We start from the raw sequence: 15,907 nt of genomic DNA, 5'->3' as shown, positions 1-15,907 counted from the left end.
ATGCATCCAAAGTTTGAACTAAAAAACTATTGGATATGGGTTTCATCTTTCCGTACTGGGTCAAGGTCATTAATGTTGAATTCATAAATGATAATGTTGTTTTACTAAAAATAGAAAAACCGTTTAGATTTGAGTTCGAACTCGGTCAGGTGGTGGACATGAGTATTAACAAAGAAGGTTATGACCTTTCAGTGTCTTCCTTTACAATCGCCAATACTCCGGCGGAAGAACATTTAGAATTTATCATAAAAATATATCCCCGAAAAGGGCTCACCGAAGCTATCTCTAGGTTGCAAACTAATGATGTTGTTCAAATATCTTCTCCCTGGAATTCTTATGCATATAAAGGAAAAGGCACTTTTATTGCCGCTGGTGCTGGTATTACAGCGTTTTTGCCAATCTTCAAAACCATTAAGAGTAAGGGCGTTGACCTAAAACAAGGGCACAGTTTGATTTATGCAGATAAAAGCAAAACCGATGTTTTGTATTATAAAAATCTCAAGGGAATGTTCAATAATAAGCTCTCTGTAATTTTAAGCAGGGCCAAATCTAAAAATCTTTCTTATGGAAAAGTTGATGGAAATTACCTTTCGAATATAATTTGTAGCACAGAGCAATATTTTTACATCTGCGGTCCTAAAAAATTTGAGAAGGACATTAAATCGCATCTTGTTACCATTGGAGTGAAGCGATCTAAAATACAAACAGGCTACAAGATTTAACTTCTCTTAAAAACAATTTTTAACATCCAATTACTCGATAATCGCGATTATAGCTGCGACAATGTACTTTCACAAATGGAATTGTGGCTGTTTTTGTAACCAAAATGAATTTTATTAATCTAAAGGTAAAGTCTTCGCCTGATTTGGGTTTGGCAACAGGGGGAAAGAATATTAATTCACAATTAAAATCAAAAGATTATGAAAACAAATCGTATAATTTCTATGCTATTACTAATTGCTGTGTTTAGTTTTTATAACTGTAGTGATGACGATGATGACATGGGGCAATTGGCGCCGGGTGAAGGCAGTTTAAACTTACCTCCGTTAGATGCTCAATTAGTGCAACAGGGGAAACAAATATTTCGATACGACACTTTTGGTGATGAATCATTCTGGACAGATGTGCTACAAATGAATGAAGTTATCGAGACTGCTGTAAGTCCTGCTACGGCGCTTGCAGTAGGCCTAAAAGTAGATGCCACGGCTTTACCGCCCGATGTTGTTACCGCTATTCAAAATGGAGAAGTTGATTTAGACGATCCTCAAACCACCCTTGTCTTGTTGCAACTTAATGCTGTTGTTGGGGTACAAGGTGAAGTCAGTGAAAATGGAGACGGCAGCTTAAAATTGGACAGAATGGGGATAACTTGTGCGCTTTGCCATTCAACTGTAGATGATTCTTTCGCTCCAGGAATAGGAAGTCGTTTGGATGGTTGGCCAAATAGAGACCTAGACCCTGGTTTGATCATCTCCTTATCTCCAGCCTTAACCCAAGATCAGAAAGATGTTTACACTTCATGGGGCCCTGGAATATATGATCCAAGATATAATAACGATGGTTTAAACAACCCAGTTGTTATACCACCTGCATATGGGTTATACGGTCTTCCGAAAGCAATTTTTACCGGAGATGGCGACGTAGAACACGAGCCAGCAGGTCCTGTTGCTTATTGGAATAGATATGTGGCAGTTACCCAAATGCGCGGGCATGGTTATTTTGAAGATCCACGTCTTAACTTGATAGTTGATCACCGAGAAGGTGATGATTTGGTTACAGATAAACTCCCAGCTTTGCAGGCATATCAATTTTCCATCGCCGCACCAACTCCTCCAGCTGGTTCTTTTGATGTTGCTGCTGCTACAAGAGGGAAAGAACTTTTCTCTGGGAAAGCACAGTGCGCAAGTTGCCACTCCGGACCATTATTTACAGATGTTATTGAAGGTGGAAAATTACACCCACAAACTGCCTCTGTGGCTCCAGATAAAGATTATGTTAAGCGATCGGCTACAAAACAATGGAGAGTAACCCCCTTGAAAGGTATTTGGCAACACCCTCCTTATTTTCACGATGGTTCTGCAGCGACTTTGGCTGATGTAGTATCAAGATATAATGAAGTAAATAATCTTGCTTTAACTGGAGCTGAGAAGACAGATCTTACGGAGTATCTAAAATCCTTATAGGGCATAGTCATAAAAACCTCACGTTTGGATTAATTAGGGTTAAGCATCTCTTTAGAAGAAATATTTCCTAGTGAAATCAATTCTTAAAGAGGTGCTTTTTTAAGATGAAATTTTAATAAATACTGAACTATCCAAAAGAATTCTTGCCATACTGAAACAATGTTTAATTGGTTGCAAACGAAATGATACGCTTAAAAAAAATTCTATTCTCCACCCGCACCATGACGGTTCTTTTGCTATTGTATGGCTTCTCCATGGCTGTTGCTACTTTTGTGGAAAATGACTTTGATACGCCTACTGCAAAAACATTAGTTTACAATTCTTGCTGGTTTGAAATCCTGATGCTTTGGCTGATAATCTTGTTTGCCGCAAATATTAAAACCTACAGACTTACCAGAAAGGAGAAATGGCCAATTCTGGTGTTTCACTTAGCCTTTATATTTATGTTTCTTGGAGGTGCCATAACGCGCTATTTCAGTTTTGAAGGGCAAATGCCTATTAAAGAAGGACAAACCACCAATGAAATTATAAGCGATCTCACTTATTTCAAACTGGTTGTCACCGACGGGGAGAAAACACGCAGCTATGATAAGCGGCCTTATATGATGTCTTACTTGAATGCTAAAGACACGAGATGGCCGTTTAAAAGAACTTTTAAACAAAATTATCGCTTTGGCGATAAAGTTATTTCCTTAAAAACCCTCGATTATATTCCGATGGCTAAAGACTCTATTCAAGTAACGGATTCAGGAAAGAAAATGCTCAATATTGTTTCTATTGGGCAGGATGGAAGAATTGATAATTATCTTCCCGAGGGTGAAGTTAAAAACATTAATGGTACAGTTTTCAGCTTTAATTTGCCGGTAGAAGGCGCGGTTCAGCTAATGGAAAAGAATGGGCTTATAATGTTTACGCTTCCCATTGACGGACATTATATGGCTATGGAAGGACAGAAAAAGGGCGTAGTAACAGATACTAAATTATTAGCGGAGCTTTCGGGAAAAATTAAAGCAAATAAGATTGATACATTAAATCACAGAACGCTTTACACAATTAATAATACTAGTTTTATTATCCCTAAAAGTGCTTTCAAAGGAAAATTGGTCTATTTCACTGGAGACAAAAACAACCCAGTGGACAAAAATCTCTTGGAAGTTATTCAGGTAGAATTAAATTCTGGAAATGAAATAGATACGCTGTTGATTAAAGGCGGGAAAGGGGTTACGGAATTTGATAAAACGGTTCATATCAACGGCGTGAATGTCTCTTTAGGTTTTGGTTCAAAAATACTTCACACGGATTTTTCTTTACGTTGTGATGACTTTATATTAGATCGTTACCCTGGTTCAAACAATCCATCATCTTATGAAAGTAAGATAACCGTCATTGATAAAGGATTGGAAAAACAGCATCATATTTTTATGAATAATGTTATGGATTATCGAGGCTACAGATTCTTTCAGGCAAGTTACTTTCCAGATGAAAGCGGAACTATCCTTTCTGTAAATGCGGATAGATGGGGTACCGATATTACCTATTTTGGATATTTCCTGTTGTTTATAGGAATGTTTTTCACGCTTTTCAGGAAAGGAACCCATTTCTGGAATTTGAATAATTCTTTAAAGAAAATGCACAAGAAAAGTCTCGTTTTTTTTCCGCTTTTAGTACTGATGGGGTTCGGAATAAATCCTTCTTTTGCGCAAAATAGCACGGCTCCATCAAATGATACTATAACTGCTCCGCAACAGAAGATAGGACCAAATGCCCAGTTTGCGAGTTCTGATGAATTTGGAACCAATCGAATAATTGATCCAATTCACGCTAAAAAATTTGGACATCTCTTGGTTCAAGATTTTCAAGGCCGGATTAAACCTATGGATACGCATACGCTAGAATTACTTAGAAAGATTCATAAGAAAGATAAATATCAAAAAGATACCCTTTCCATAACAGCAAATCAATGGTTTATTTCCATGCAGATTGATCCAGGATATTGGGCCAATGAACCTCTTATTAAAGTGGGCCAAAAAGGAGGTGACAAACTGTTAAAAGAAACGAGCGCCAATGCCGAAGGTTATACTTCTTATACTAATTTAGTTGACCAAAATACCGGGATTTTTAAGCTGGAAGAGCAAGACAACAAATCTTTTAGTAAACGAAAAGCAGACCAGACTAAATATGACAAAGCAGTTATCGAAGTCACGGAGCGATTCAATATTTTTAGCAGTATTGCTTTTGGGTATTATACCAAAGCAATTCCTGTAAAAGATGATCCCGCCCAATCCTGGACAAGCTGGATTTATAGTTCTGAACAAAAACCGATAGCGATAGATGAGACAGCGTATTCACTTTTAACCAATTATTTTAATGGAGTTAAAGAAGGTTTGAAAACTGGAAACTATATAGAAGCAGATAAAAGCATTGAAGCGATAAGTGAATTTCAACAAGCTTGGGGTAAGGAGATTATTCCATCGGCTTCAAAAGTGAGTTTGGAAATTCTCTATAACCATCTGAATATTTTTTTATGGTTGATGATAGCGTATAGTTTTTTGGGGGTGTTCATGGTCATTCTTGGTTTTGCAGAAGTGTTTTTGTCTGGCTCAAAGTACAATCATATTATTCGTGTTCTCACCAAAATACTGCTGGGAATAATGATATTAGCCGTGGCTATTCAAGCGATAGCCTTAGGCGTGCGCTGGTATCTTTCCGGACACGCGCCTTGGAGCAATGGCTATGAAGCTATTATCTTTATTTCAGGAATCGGTGTTCTTTCGGGATTGCTTCTTTACAAAAACCGAAATGCATTTATTCCTGCCGCTGGTGCGTTAGTAGCAGTGATTATGATGGGGTTTGCACACGGAGGATCTATGCTCGATCCGCAGATTACGCCTTTGGAACCCGTTTTGAAATCTTATTGGCTTATGGTTCACGTGGGAATTATCACTTCCAGTTACGGATTTTTCGGCTTGTCAGCAGTATTGAGTGCGATTTCATTACTACTTTTCACCGCAAAGCCCACAAAAAAAATAAAGCACTCCATCAAAGAGTTGACCATAGTTAATGAAATGGCCCTAACCGTCGGCATCTTCGCCCTCACCGTAGGTACTTTTCTGGGAGGTATGTGGGCCAATGAAAGTTGGGGAAGGTATTGGAGCTGGGACCCTAAAGAAACTTGGGCATTTATATCAATAATTTTTTATGCCGTGGTCCTTCACTTGAGATTAGTGCCCAAGCTTAAAGGAAAACTAACTTTTAATATTGTCAGTCTATGGGCAATTTGGTCTATTATATTTACTTATTTCGGCGTAAATTACTACTTGTCTGGATTACACTCCTATGCAGCTGGTGACCCTATGCCCATTCCAGATTGGATTTATATTACTGCGGCAGGAATGATCATTTTATCTTTGGCAGCTTATTTTAGAAATAAAGCAAGTAAAATAGTGAGTGGGTAAACAATTTAAGAGAATACGAGAATAGCAATAATTATTAGGCTAAAAATATTGAAGGCACAGGGCTTTTGTTCCATATAATAGGGATGGTTTCTAGCTAGTGTGAGCAAGGGTTTTAGTAGCGAGAACCTAAGCGCAAATTATCGTTATTTTTTTAGAAGCTCAAAGTTGAAAGCTATTTGCACTGTATCTGAAACTTTGCTCTGCACAATTTTCGGGATTTTAATATTAAAATCGGAAGGTCGTACCCTAAAGTTTCCCGATATAGTGATTTTATTTTTTTGAGATACCAAGTTAATAGGGATTTTGGTGAACTGTTTTGTGACCCCGTGAAATTCAAGTGTTCCTTCAATAACTAAATTATTTGTGCCGTTAAGTTCTTCAAAAGTGAAACCGACTAATTTACCCTTAAAGGTGGCTTTGGGGTATTTGCTCGATTCAGCATAATTTTCGTTGAAGTGCTCTTCCATTAAAGCATTTTTAAATCGGAAAGCCTTGACAAGTGCAAGCGCAGCTATCTCGCCGTTCTCAGCATTAATAATTACTGTTACGGAACTGTTTTTTGCAGCCACTTCTTCAAATGATGGAACGGATGCTTCAAAACTTAATTCACCAGTTCTAGTTATAAATTTATTTTGACCAAAGGAAATGGTGCTTACAAATAAGATAATTGCGAGTATTTTTTTCATGACTTCTATTCTTCAATTAATCCATCCGCATTCCATTGAATGATTATATCTATTAAATTCTGAGGTAATCTAGGCCCACCAACTGGCATTAAAAATGAAGGATCATCACTTGAGATCCGGCCAATCAGATTTCTGTTTTCAACCGCTTCCTTTACATTTTCATTATAAGTTAGTATTTCAGGTATTGGTGTTGCATCCATTAAATCATCCTCACTTACAGCAGTGCAACCTATTAAAAGCATCATTAAACCTAGCCGTATTGATATTTGTAACAAATTGTTTTTCATAATCATAGTTTCAAAATACCCTACTTAGGTTAAACCCGAAATAAATATTTCCATCAGCCCAATCACCTGAAGCTTGGCCCAAAAAACCATTTGTGTTCATTGGTTGCGCATTTGTAAAGTGCATCTGAAAAACATGCCCTCCGGTTTCAAGATCAATACCAATGGATAATGGATTTCTGAAAGGGGAATTGGTGGCACGATTTAGATGAATACCATAATCTATATTCACAGCCCAGCGCTTGGTTAATTTGTGGCGCCCACCAAATCCAATTGCAAACTGAGCATTGTCCTGTTGGTTAATCGCAACATAATTATCGTGAAAATAAGTAGGCATAATTTCTACAGAAAAATTGGTGTTTATCTTTCGGGAGACTAAAATTTGGGTGGTGTAGGATAGGCGATGTTTAAATTTCAATTTTGGAAGGTTATCCTTTTTTAAAGCTGTATTAATCATCAATGAATTATAACCAACAATAGTAAATGGAAATCCATTTTTCTGTTGATTAACCAATCTGTACTTTGAGGAAGCTTCATAGATTTTTTGATATGAACTGCGAGATACACTAACATTCAATCCATCTGAAATTCCATAAACGAAATTTAATCGGGTAACTGCGTCATCGAGACCGAAAAAACTATCGAAACCATTTTCAATACTTCCAAATCTGTGGGAAACTATAAATGTAAGTTCTTTTTTAGCTACTAATTTTGTGGATTCAAAATTTACGATTTTAAGGCCTTTAAAGGCAGCGGTTACCTTGCCATCAATTACCGAAACGGTGTCTATTTCAGCAAGCAGATCGTCTTGAGCCACAGCAAAAATAGGAACCCACAAGATTAATAGTAAAAGTACTTTCAAAAGAATCAGTTTTTAATTATTCTCTTGGTGTGTACGCTTTCGCCCGAAATAACCTTCAAGAAATAGACTCCTGAGTTCCAGCTCGAAGTATTAATTGAAATGTTATTATTCAACTCAAACTCTTGCGAATGAACCTGTTTTCCTAAGATATCAAAAACAGTTATTTGGCCTGTTTGCATGTTTTTTGGCAAATCCAGGTTTATTGTTGAGGATGCGGGATTTGGATAGAAACTAATCGTGTTTAAATTATTATCTTCCACACCCAAAACTTCTCTAACAGTAATGGTTCCCGACATGCTGTTGCCGTGAACGCCACAAAAATAGTCGTTGTCGCCCACCTCAGTAAAGGTGTAGGAAAACTGTACTCCCATTCCGGTGAGAATACCGCTATTAAAAGTTTCTACAGAATTCCCCACTTTGTTCTCAACTGTATGGGGAGCAGTATCCCCCCAGGTCCAAGTTACGGTATCGCCTTGATCTATCGTTAAATCAACATTAGACCCAATGCCCATATACCATTCTAAATTATGACTTGTTTGTGCGTTTGCAGCAAAAAAGCCTAAAAGGATCAGTAATAATAGTTTTGTTTTCATAGTTATTTATTTAAGTTAATTAATAATACACTGGTCAAGTTTTACTTGTTCCAGTAGGTCGTCATATCCTATAAGCCGTCCTTTTACGGTGATTTTTGAATTTAGTGAGATTTCGTTTTGGCTAACCTCTTCTGAAAATTGGCAAAATACCTTATCATCTATTGTGATTTCAGTTTTATCGATTTCTGAAACAAGCCCCGATATTTCTATAGTTTTGTCGCCATACTTTTTTAGGGAAATCACTGGATCAATATTAAACTCCCCTTGTATTTGTTGCGCTGTTACTGAAAATCGGATGGCCTCACTTTCTATAATTCGATGTTTTTTATATAAATAATTATAGCCTACAACTGCTAGTAGCACTATTACTATTAAAATCCAGTATTTTTTCATCGGTGATTTGTTTTTGATACAACCGTTCACAGCGCGTCTTGATCTTAGTTTCCTTTAGAGTCGCGTTTTGTTTTAGTTTGACTCTTCTTTTATTCGTGTAAAATTTGAGTTGATTACCTATTGGATTAAAAAAATGAAGTTTGGTTACATTTTATTTAGCACGTTATCAATTCCTTGATTAATTTTTTAGAATTTTTATAAGCAATTTGAAGTATCAATTTGTTAGCAAGGTGAGTAGTATTTCTGTTCAAAGTGTATCGGTCTCAGAAGCACTTCGTCTAAAAACTTGTTTGCCTGCAGCTATTAATTATAAGGTGTAACTTCACAAGTAGATATCAATTACCTCATAATTATATTGATTTCCTAGACATCACTATAGCGGACAGCCAAGAGGATAAGAGCGAAACCCGAAAGTATGATTATCGTTTGTAAACTATCAATTTTAAAGCGTGTTATGCCCTTTTGAACTCAGATTCCATATAAATGTCAGATACTGACTTTAGTTAAAAATCTACGGAAACGGTTAAAAAAGTGTAACCGCTATGGTTATTTAGCATCTAAACTAAAAGCCACCTCTAATGAATACTAATAAGCAAACACACAGGGAATTGACGGAAGAGCTGATTATAAGAAAAACGCTCGATGGGGAGATTGAATTGTTCGAAATACTAATGCGACGCTATAATGAATTGTTATACAGAACCATTAGAAGCTACATAAACACAGAAAGCGATGCAGAAGATACTATGCAGGACACCTATATAAAAGCCTTTGAGAAATTGCACCAATTTAAAAATAAAGCTAAGTTTTCTACTTGGTTAATTAGGATTGGAATAAACGAGGCCTTACAGCGAAAACGAAAAGCCGCCAAACATAAAACCATTGCCATTCAGCAAGAGGACAAGGTTTTACAAATTGAAGATTGTAACATATTGGACCCTGAACGAAAAGCTATGTATAAAGAATCCACTTATTTTATGGAAAGAGCAATAGACAGGCTTCCCGAGAAATATAAAATTGTGTATATGCTGAAGGAAGTTGAGGGTATCACAATTTCGGAAATTTCCGAAAGTTTAGACCTGACCAATAGCAATGTGAAAGTGCGCTTGCACAGAGCTAGAATTAAGCTCAGGAATTCAATATTGAACTTAACAGACCATTCTAGTATCTACGAGTTTGGTAACTCAAAATGCGACAATGTTGTTGCTAATGTGTTGGATCATATCGTCAAAACCGGCTCCTAAACATTCATAAAATCCCAAGTAAAAATTTGTTAGAAAACAGCCGGTTTAGCATAGCTTATACAGTTTAAAAAATTTCAAAAAGCATAGTAACCATCAAATGAATATAAAAGACGATGAATTTGTTTCGTGATAATATGAAGAATGTTCTAAGTCTTACGTTTCTGTTTTTTAGCCTTATAAATTATGGTCAAAATACATATTCAGGAATTGTACTAGACGAAAATAGGCAAGCTTTATCTGGAGTAGAAATTTCAGTTGTAAATAATCCTTCATTAGGAACCATCAGTGATTTTAGAGGGCACTTTAAAATTGAATTAAATTCGGCTGTTATTTTACAAATAACACATTTGGGATATAAGCCCTTACAATTAACGCTTTCAAGAGAAAATAGCATTATTATTCTTGAAGAGGATCTAAATGTCTTGAGTGAAGTTGTTATTTCTGCCAGCCGAGAACAACAAAATAGACGTGACATTCCCGCTGCTATCAGTTTATTAAATACCACAGCTATTGAAAATACTAAAGCTGTGGAGCTAGAACAGTTGATTAATCAAGTGCCAGGCGTATTTATGTCTGCTTCTACAGTAGCAAGCAATGAGGAACATATGATGGCCGTTCGCTCTCCCATTACCACAAAGGCACTATTTCTGTATCTGGAAGATGGCCTTCCAATAAGGCCTACTGCTGTTTTTAATCACAATGCACTTTTGGAAACAAACCAGACAACTTTCCAAAGAATAGAAGTTCTAAAAGGACCAGCATCCAGTATTTATGGTAGTGATGCTATTGGAGGAAGCTTTAATTTTATAACCAAAAATCCGACCAGAGATTTCAGTTCAAATATAGGTTTTGAAATAAATGATATGGGCCTCAAACGTTATGAACTTGAACTATCTCAATATACTAATGATGCCTTTGGGCTTTATCTTGGAGGACATTATGTAGAGCGGAAAAACGGACCTATACAACACAGCGATTATGAAAAGTTTGCACTTTCTTTTAAAACGATTAATCATTTAAATAATACAACCACTTGGACTAATATGTTCGATCTAATCGATTACCGCTCTGATTCCAATGGAGATCTGAGTACTGAAGATTATGAAAACGGAAATTATGAAAGCGATCAGACCTTTACCGAAAGAGTTGCTAAAAGTTTTCGTTTTAGAAGCACACTTTCCAAGTCGTGGTCTTCAAAAAGTAAGACAGACTTTAATCTTATTTTTAGAGCTAATCAACTTGGTCAAATTCCTTTCTATCGTATAACACAGTTTAAAAATGAAGATGAGCTAACGGGTAAAGGTATAGGTGAAATAAACTCCAATCGGTTTAAAAGTGTGGTGGGCTTGGTACAGCATAAACTCAATTTTAATTTTAAAAAATCCGCCTTGATTCTTGGAGCCTCATTTGATTATACGCCACAGAGTTTCGTTGCTAACCCAATTGATATAACAGTAGATATAGAAACGGGTCAGAATGTGAATTATGAAGTGAATCGTCAAAAATTCATAATAAACTATAAGGCTGATATCATCAACTATGCAAGTTATTTTCAATACGAAATCTCTCCACTAGAGGCGCTAAAGATAACCGCGGCCTTGCGCTATGATAGATTTGAGTATGATTATAACAATTTGATAGAGGTAACAGCTGGTGCAAAAGATACCTACACAACATACAATCACTTTGCTCCAAAAATTGGTTTTAACTATAACTTTTCCAGAAATTTAGGTGCTTATCTTAGCTATTCAAATGGGTTCACACCACCGCAGGCATCAGATCTTTACCGGAATAATTTTGTGGAAACTGGAGGGAATATATTTGATCTTAAACCGAGTACGTACCATAACTATGAAGCTGGAGGCTACTACCAACCTAGTCGTAAGTTTAAATTAGACGTTACACTATATCTTTTAAACGGCAATAATACATTGGTAAGTTTGCGCGATGAAAATGATAACTATTTTAATGCTAATATTGGAACTTCAAGATCGGCTGGGATTGAATATGGATTTAAATATCAGCTTTTTCCTGAATTTTCTATTGCTCATAATGGCAGTTATGCCTCTCATCGCTATCTTGATTTTTTTGATCGTGGTGTAGATTATTCCCATTCCGAAATGGCTGCTGCTCCAAAAATACTTGGGCAATCACGTATAGAATACACTCCAAATTACATAAAGGGCTTAGCAATTGGGATGGAACATGAATTAGTAGGAAGTTACAATACAAGTTTTGAAGGCCAGGCGATTACAGGTGGAGGTCTGCCGGGCACCGCCACCTATCCAGGACATCAGGTTTTTAATTTTCGAGCTGTCTATAGAACCAAAAAAATTGAATTTTGGGGACACGTGTTGAATGTCTTTGATGTTCGCTATGCAGTCCGTTCAAGCTATAATGTGTTTCGAAAAGAAAATACATATACCGTAGGTAGTCCGAGAGCGTTTCACTTTGGTGTTAAATATTATTTTTGAATGGTATTATAGCTCATTATAAGTAGCTTTTAGAGAAACTAAGAACTCGTTTCGTGTCAATCGGTTTAATTCTAATTTTTGATTCTTTTGAACCTACTTCTATTTTTTCGATTCGTATAAATAGTTGTTATTCCGAAGCTTAACACAATTTTCACGACTTTTAAAAGAAGCTTACTTATATTGGTTGAAGAATAAACTATAAACAACAAACAATATGAACATTACATTAGAACAGGCAGAAAAAATTATAGCCGCAGCAAAAAAGAAAGCTAAAGACTTAGATACGAAAATGAATATCTCAGTAGTTGATGGCGGCGCAAACCAAGTTGCTTTCGTTCGTATGGACGGGGCATGGTTAGGATCTGCAGATATTGCCCTAAAAAAAGCAAAAACTTCCAGATTTTTTGATATGCCTTCGGGCGAGATAGGAAAGCTTTCGCAACCTGGCGAGTCACTCTATAATATAGAACACTCTAACGGAGGTTTAATATCCTTTCCTGGCGGTGTTTTGGTAAAAGACAAAAACGGCACTATTATCGGTGCGGTTGGCGTAAGTGGTAGTTCTGTTGAAAATGATCATGCAGTTGCTTCCGCTGGAGCCGATGCCCTATAAAGCTTAGGACAAATAAAGTAAAAAAAAGACTCCAAAACGGGGTCTTTTTTACTTTGGGCAAATATCAGCCTTAACTGAATTAGTATAGAAACTTCCCGCAATTCTTAAAATCTTACCATAAGACAAGTGGTTTTCCGATTAAACCTCTTAATTTTGATGCTAGACAACACCTTTAAAATCAATCGATATGAAACCAATCAATCCTGTAGTATGGTTCGAAATTTATGTTGACGACATAAAAAGAGCTCAAAAATTTTATGAAAAAGTTTTTCAAATTGAGTTGAGTGAATTGCCCACGCCTGAATCGGAAGTGGAAATGAAAATATTATTTTTTCCGATGGAGATGGATGGAGAAGGTGCTGGAGGCGCGCTAATAGAAATGGAGGGCGTTAAAGCGGGCGAAAATTCAACCGTGGTTTACTTTGGCAGTGCCGATTGTAGCCTAGAAGAGCAGCGAATTGAAGGTGCCGGCGGTAAAGTTGCTAGAGCCAAGGAACCTATTGGAGAATACGGCTATATGGTTTTAGGCTATGATACCGAAGGCAATAAGTTTGGCGTGCATTCTCAGTCTTAATTTTCTCCTTGCACAAATAATGGCCCAGGTTTTTTGTTTTAGCATAAAAAATCCAGCTAGTAACACCAAATGAATTTTATCGCTAAATATGAAGTCTTTTTGGTATAATTAGAAAAAACACATCGCTACTTTCTAAAATGAACTTATCTTTAAAGTTTTACTTTAAAAATGAGACATACGTTATTTGAACTTATTCGAAACTTTGGGGATTTCCTAAAACATCATCTTCGGAAAGATAATCCCAAACTTCCGTATATACTTATTGTTCTGGTTGCACTTATTATTGTTATTGCCGGAGTAAATGTTTTTATTGAATTAACCGAATCGTTAAAAGAAGATGTGTTAGCTCAATATGACCAGCAGATTTCAGAATACGTTGTTTCATTTCGTTCACCGGTACTTACCGATTATTTTACTTTTATAACCCATGTAGGCGATGTATATGGCTATGTGATTGTTCTTGCCGTTGCGGCCCTTGCCACAGTGCTGTATTTTAAAAACTGGAAGTATGTCTTGCAAACCATATTTGTAATGCTAATGTCATCCATATCAAACGTATTGTTAAAACGTATCGTTAATCGCTCTAGGCCCGATGCAGCACATTTGGTGGTGGTAGAAACATTGAGCTACCCCAGCGGTCACGCTATGGGCGCAATGGCATTTTACGGATTTTTAATTTATCTTACCTATCGCTTTAAAGTAAACCCTTTTCTTAAAACAGTACTTATACTTTTGTTTTTAACGATGATTCTGAGTATTGGAATCAGCCGTATCTATTTGGGGGTCCACTTTCCTTCAGATATTGCTGGCGGATATATCGCCGGGCTAATATGGGTGTTTTTCTGTATTCTTCTCTTTAATTTGGGGGAAGTTTTTAGAAGAGACCCAAAAACTTAGAAAATTTTTAGAGATTGTGGATGTTGCAATACTATTTCTGAAGTTATTTTGCTTAAAACATAAGTGAAAGCTAAGGAGTGTTCCGTAGCTTTGTCTATTGAAGAATTTTTACTTCAACCCACTTCATTATCAATGCCTTTTATTTATTGGAATTATACTTCTAAAAACATGACCAGAAAGAGAGTAGCGCAAATTGTTGGATTGTTTGTTATTGGTACTTTGCTTCTAATTCTGTTTTCAAACTACACCATAGCAAATGCAACTAAAGGGAAAACATTTTCCAAAGTTGCCGATATACAGAAAAATAGGGTAGGCCTGCTCTTGGGTACTGCAAAATATTATAAAGGCGGTGGAATAAACCTGTATTTTAAGTTTAGAATAGATGCAGCTGTAAGTCTTTATGAAAACGATAAAGTTGACTTTATTTTAGTGAGTGGCGATAATAGCACTGAATCTTACAACGAACCCATAACATTTAAAAGAGAATTGATAAAACGCGGTATTCCTGAAGAAGTAATATTCTTGGATTACGCCGGATTTAGAACTTTAGATTCGGTTATTCGTGCTAAAGAAATCTTTGGACAAAATGATTTCACGGTCATTTCGCAACAATTTCACAATGAACGAGCAATTTATTTGGGTGAAAAAAAAGGCATTAATATTATTGGTTTTAATGCAAAGGATGTTGGTGGTAAAAATGGCCTAAAGGTAAAGTTCCGAGAGTATTTTGCAAGAACAAAAGCTTTTTTAGATGTGATATTCAATGTAGGTCCTAAGTTTTATGGCGATAAAATTGAAATTAAAAAGATTGAGAAGAACCATGCTATTTCAAAGACCGATAGTCTCCAAGTTGATAGCCTAAAGATAAAGTAAGTTAATAATGGATTTTAATTATATAGACGAACAAGAATTTACGGCCCTTAACTTTTCTGAAACTCCGCTAGAAATTGCCGAATATGAGTTTTGCACCTTTTCCAATTGCAATTTCTCAGATGCTGTTCTTGCTGAAATCCGGTTTTTGGAATGTGAGTTTTTTGACTGTAATTTCAGCAATGCTACGTTGGCTAAAACTTCTTTTCAAGCCGTACAGTTTAAAAATTGCAAAATGCTGGGTTTGCAGTTCGATGCCTGCAATCCGTTTGGTTTTGCTGCAGTTTTTGATACTTGCCAATTAGATCATTCCGTTTTCTTTAAAATGAAACTGAACAGAACGTTTTTTCAAAATTCGCAATTGAAAGGCGTAGATTTTAGTGAAGCCGATTTAAAAAAGTCAAGGTTTACAAACTCTAATTTACAAGATGCCACCTTCCATAACACCAACCTGGAAATGGCAGATTTCCGAAATGCAACCAACTACGCCATAGACCCCGAAGAAAACCAAGTGAAAGGAGCAAGGTTTTCGATGCCGGAAGTCATTGGACTTTTAGATAAATATGAAATCAGGATTGAAAATTAGGACTACAACAACAATAGTGTTTTAATGATTCTTAATGATTCTATCGAAATAGCGGCTATGATTCATATAAAAACTAATTATAGTTACGGGGATAATAATTTATAATTCGTGTATAAATCTAAATTGCGAAGACACATTTCTATTTGTAGCCTGCAAGGCAAAAAATCGAGGGTTTCGGCGCAAGCTAAACATC

General features: G+C 36.3%; 15 protein-coding genes. 10 read left to right on the top strand and 5 right to left on the bottom strand.

Annotated elements, in window-relative coordinates; all coding sequences use genetic code 11:
* The first annotated feature begins 35 nt into the window (after positions 1–35).
* From QPK98_RS06975 to QPK98_RS06965, 3 genes are all read left to right on the top strand, one after another.
* Positions 36–722 (top strand): FAD-binding oxidoreductase, encoded by a 687-nt coding sequence (locus QPK98_RS06975; protein WP_310992390.1) that lies wholly within the window; start codon positions 36–38, stop codon positions 720–722.
* A gap of 198 nt (positions 723–920) precedes the next feature.
* Positions 921–2,183, top strand: a complete 1,263-nt coding sequence (locus tag QPK98_RS06970; RefSeq protein ID WP_310992389.1) for a hypothetical protein — start codon at positions 921–923, stop codon at positions 2,181–2,183.
* Positions 2,184–2,365: 182 nt separating this feature from the next.
* Positions 2,366–5,638, top strand: a complete 3,273-nt coding sequence (locus tag QPK98_RS06965) for a cytochrome c biogenesis protein (protein WP_310992388.1) — start codon at positions 2,366–2,368, stop codon at positions 5,636–5,638.
* 143 nt (positions 5,639–5,781) lie between these two features.
* Here the strand turns inward: QPK98_RS06965 and QPK98_RS06960 are convergent, their stop codons facing one another.
* The 5 genes from QPK98_RS06960 to QPK98_RS06940 are packed head-to-tail and all read right to left on the bottom strand — an operon-like array spanning position 5,782 to position 8,456.
* Positions 5,782–6,324, bottom strand: a complete 543-nt coding sequence (locus tag QPK98_RS06960) for a YceI family protein (protein ID WP_310992387.1) — start codon at positions 6,322–6,324, stop codon at positions 5,782–5,784.
* Positions 6,325–6,329: 5 nt separating this feature from the next.
* Complete coding sequence (locus tag QPK98_RS06955; RefSeq protein ID WP_310992386.1) at positions 6,330–6,611, bottom strand: hypothetical protein; 282 nt, start codon at positions 6,609–6,611, stop codon at positions 6,330–6,332.
* Positions 6,612–6,621: 10 nt separating this feature from the next.
* Positions 6,622–7,470 (bottom strand): DUF5777 family beta-barrel protein, encoded by an 849-nt coding sequence (locus QPK98_RS06950; protein WP_310992385.1) that lies wholly within the window; start codon positions 7,468–7,470, stop codon positions 6,622–6,624.
* Positions 7,471–7,475: 5 nt separating this feature from the next.
* Positions 7,476–8,063, bottom strand: a complete 588-nt coding sequence (locus QPK98_RS06945; RefSeq protein WP_310992384.1) for a T9SS type A sorting domain-containing protein — start codon at positions 8,061–8,063, stop codon at positions 7,476–7,478.
* Between the two features lie 15 nt (positions 8,064–8,078).
* Entirely contained in the window at positions 8,079–8,456 is a 378-nt protein-coding gene (locus QPK98_RS06940) for an OB-fold protein (RefSeq protein WP_310992383.1), read from the bottom strand.
* A gap of 578 nt (positions 8,457–9,034) precedes the next feature.
* Between QPK98_RS06940 and QPK98_RS06935 the strand changes: the two genes are divergently transcribed.
* From QPK98_RS06935 to QPK98_RS06905, 7 genes are all read left to right on the top strand, one after another.
* A complete protein-coding gene (locus QPK98_RS06935; protein ID WP_310992382.1) occupies positions 9,035–9,700 on the top strand; it encodes an RNA polymerase sigma factor in 666 nt (221 codons plus the stop codon).
* A gap of 134 nt (positions 9,701–9,834) precedes the next feature.
* Positions 9,835–12,174, top strand: coding sequence for a TonB-dependent receptor (locus QPK98_RS06930; RefSeq protein ID WP_310992381.1), 2,340 nt, complete (start codon positions 9,835–9,837; stop codon positions 12,172–12,174).
* A gap of 214 nt (positions 12,175–12,388) precedes the next feature.
* Positions 12,389–12,787 carry a GlcG/HbpS family heme-binding protein gene (locus QPK98_RS06925; RefSeq protein WP_310992380.1) on the top strand — a complete coding sequence of 133 codons (399 nt, stop codon included), beginning with the start codon at positions 12,389–12,391 and terminating at the stop codon, positions 12,785–12,787.
* Positions 12,788–12,974: 187 nt separating this feature from the next.
* Positions 12,975–13,361, top strand: a complete 387-nt coding sequence (locus QPK98_RS06920; protein ID WP_310992379.1) for a VOC family protein — start codon at positions 12,975–12,977, stop codon at positions 13,359–13,361.
* 168 nt (positions 13,362–13,529) lie between these two features.
* Positions 13,530–14,258: a phosphatase PAP2 family protein gene (locus tag QPK98_RS06915; protein ID WP_310992378.1), complete on the top strand. Its 729-nt coding sequence runs from the start codon at positions 13,530–13,532 to the stop codon at positions 14,256–14,258.
* A 168-nt stretch (positions 14,259–14,426) separates the two neighbouring features.
* Positions 14,427–15,131, top strand: coding sequence for a SanA/YdcF family protein (locus QPK98_RS06910; protein ID WP_310992377.1), 705 nt, complete (start codon positions 14,427–14,429; stop codon positions 15,129–15,131).
* Positions 15,132–15,138: 7 nt separating this feature from the next.
* Entirely contained in the window at positions 15,139–15,714 is a 576-nt protein-coding gene (locus QPK98_RS06905) for a pentapeptide repeat-containing protein (RefSeq protein ID WP_310992376.1), read from the top strand.
* Positions 15,715–15,907: the final 193 nt, after the last annotated feature.

The sequence above is a fragment of the Aequorivita marina genome (genome assembly GCF_031631895.2).
GTDB lineage: Bacteria > Bacteroidota > Bacteroidia > Flavobacteriales > Flavobacteriaceae > Aequorivita > Aequorivita marina.
Note: the sequence above shows the minus strand (reverse complement) of the source record. Positions and strands in the feature narration are given on the sequence as shown.

Coding starts and splice junctions, on each gene's coding strand:
- QPK98_RS06965 (WP_310992388.1), top strand. CDS start 2,366: ATGATACGCTTAAAAAAAATTCTATTCTCCACCCGCACCATGACGGTT.
- QPK98_RS06975 (WP_310992390.1), top strand. CDS start 36: ATGGGTTTCATCTTTCCGTACTGGGTCAAGGTCATTAATGTTGAATTC.
- QPK98_RS06905 (WP_310992376.1), top strand. CDS start 15,139: ATGGATTTTAATTATATAGACGAACAAGAATTTACGGCCCTTAACTTT.
- QPK98_RS06910 (WP_310992377.1), top strand. CDS start 14,427: ATGACCAGAAAGAGAGTAGCGCAAATTGTTGGATTGTTTGTTATTGGT.
- QPK98_RS06915 (WP_310992378.1), top strand. CDS start 13,530: ATGAGACATACGTTATTTGAACTTATTCGAAACTTTGGGGATTTCCTA.
- QPK98_RS06920 (WP_310992379.1), top strand. CDS start 12,975: ATGAAACCAATCAATCCTGTAGTATGGTTCGAAATTTATGTTGACGAC.
- QPK98_RS06955 (WP_310992386.1), bottom strand. CDS start 6,611: ATGAAAAACAATTTGTTACAAATATCAATACGGCTAGGTTTAATGATG.
- QPK98_RS06930 (WP_310992381.1), top strand. CDS start 9,835: ATGAAGAATGTTCTAAGTCTTACGTTTCTGTTTTTTAGCCTTATAAAT.
- QPK98_RS06960 (WP_310992387.1), bottom strand. CDS start 6,324: ATGAAAAAAATACTCGCAATTATCTTATTTGTAAGCACCATTTCCTTT.
- QPK98_RS06925 (WP_310992380.1), top strand. CDS start 12,389: ATGAACATTACATTAGAACAGGCAGAAAAAATTATAGCCGCAGCAAAA.
- QPK98_RS06970 (WP_310992389.1), top strand. CDS start 921: ATGAAAACAAATCGTATAATTTCTATGCTATTACTAATTGCTGTGTTT.
- QPK98_RS06945 (WP_310992384.1), bottom strand. CDS start 8,063: ATGAAAACAAAACTATTATTACTGATCCTTTTAGGCTTTTTTGCTGCA.
- QPK98_RS06935 (WP_310992382.1), top strand. CDS start 9,035: ATGAATACTAATAAGCAAACACACAGGGAATTGACGGAAGAGCTGATT.
- QPK98_RS06940 (WP_310992383.1), bottom strand. CDS start 8,456: ATGAAAAAATACTGGATTTTAATAGTAATAGTGCTACTAGCAGTTGTA.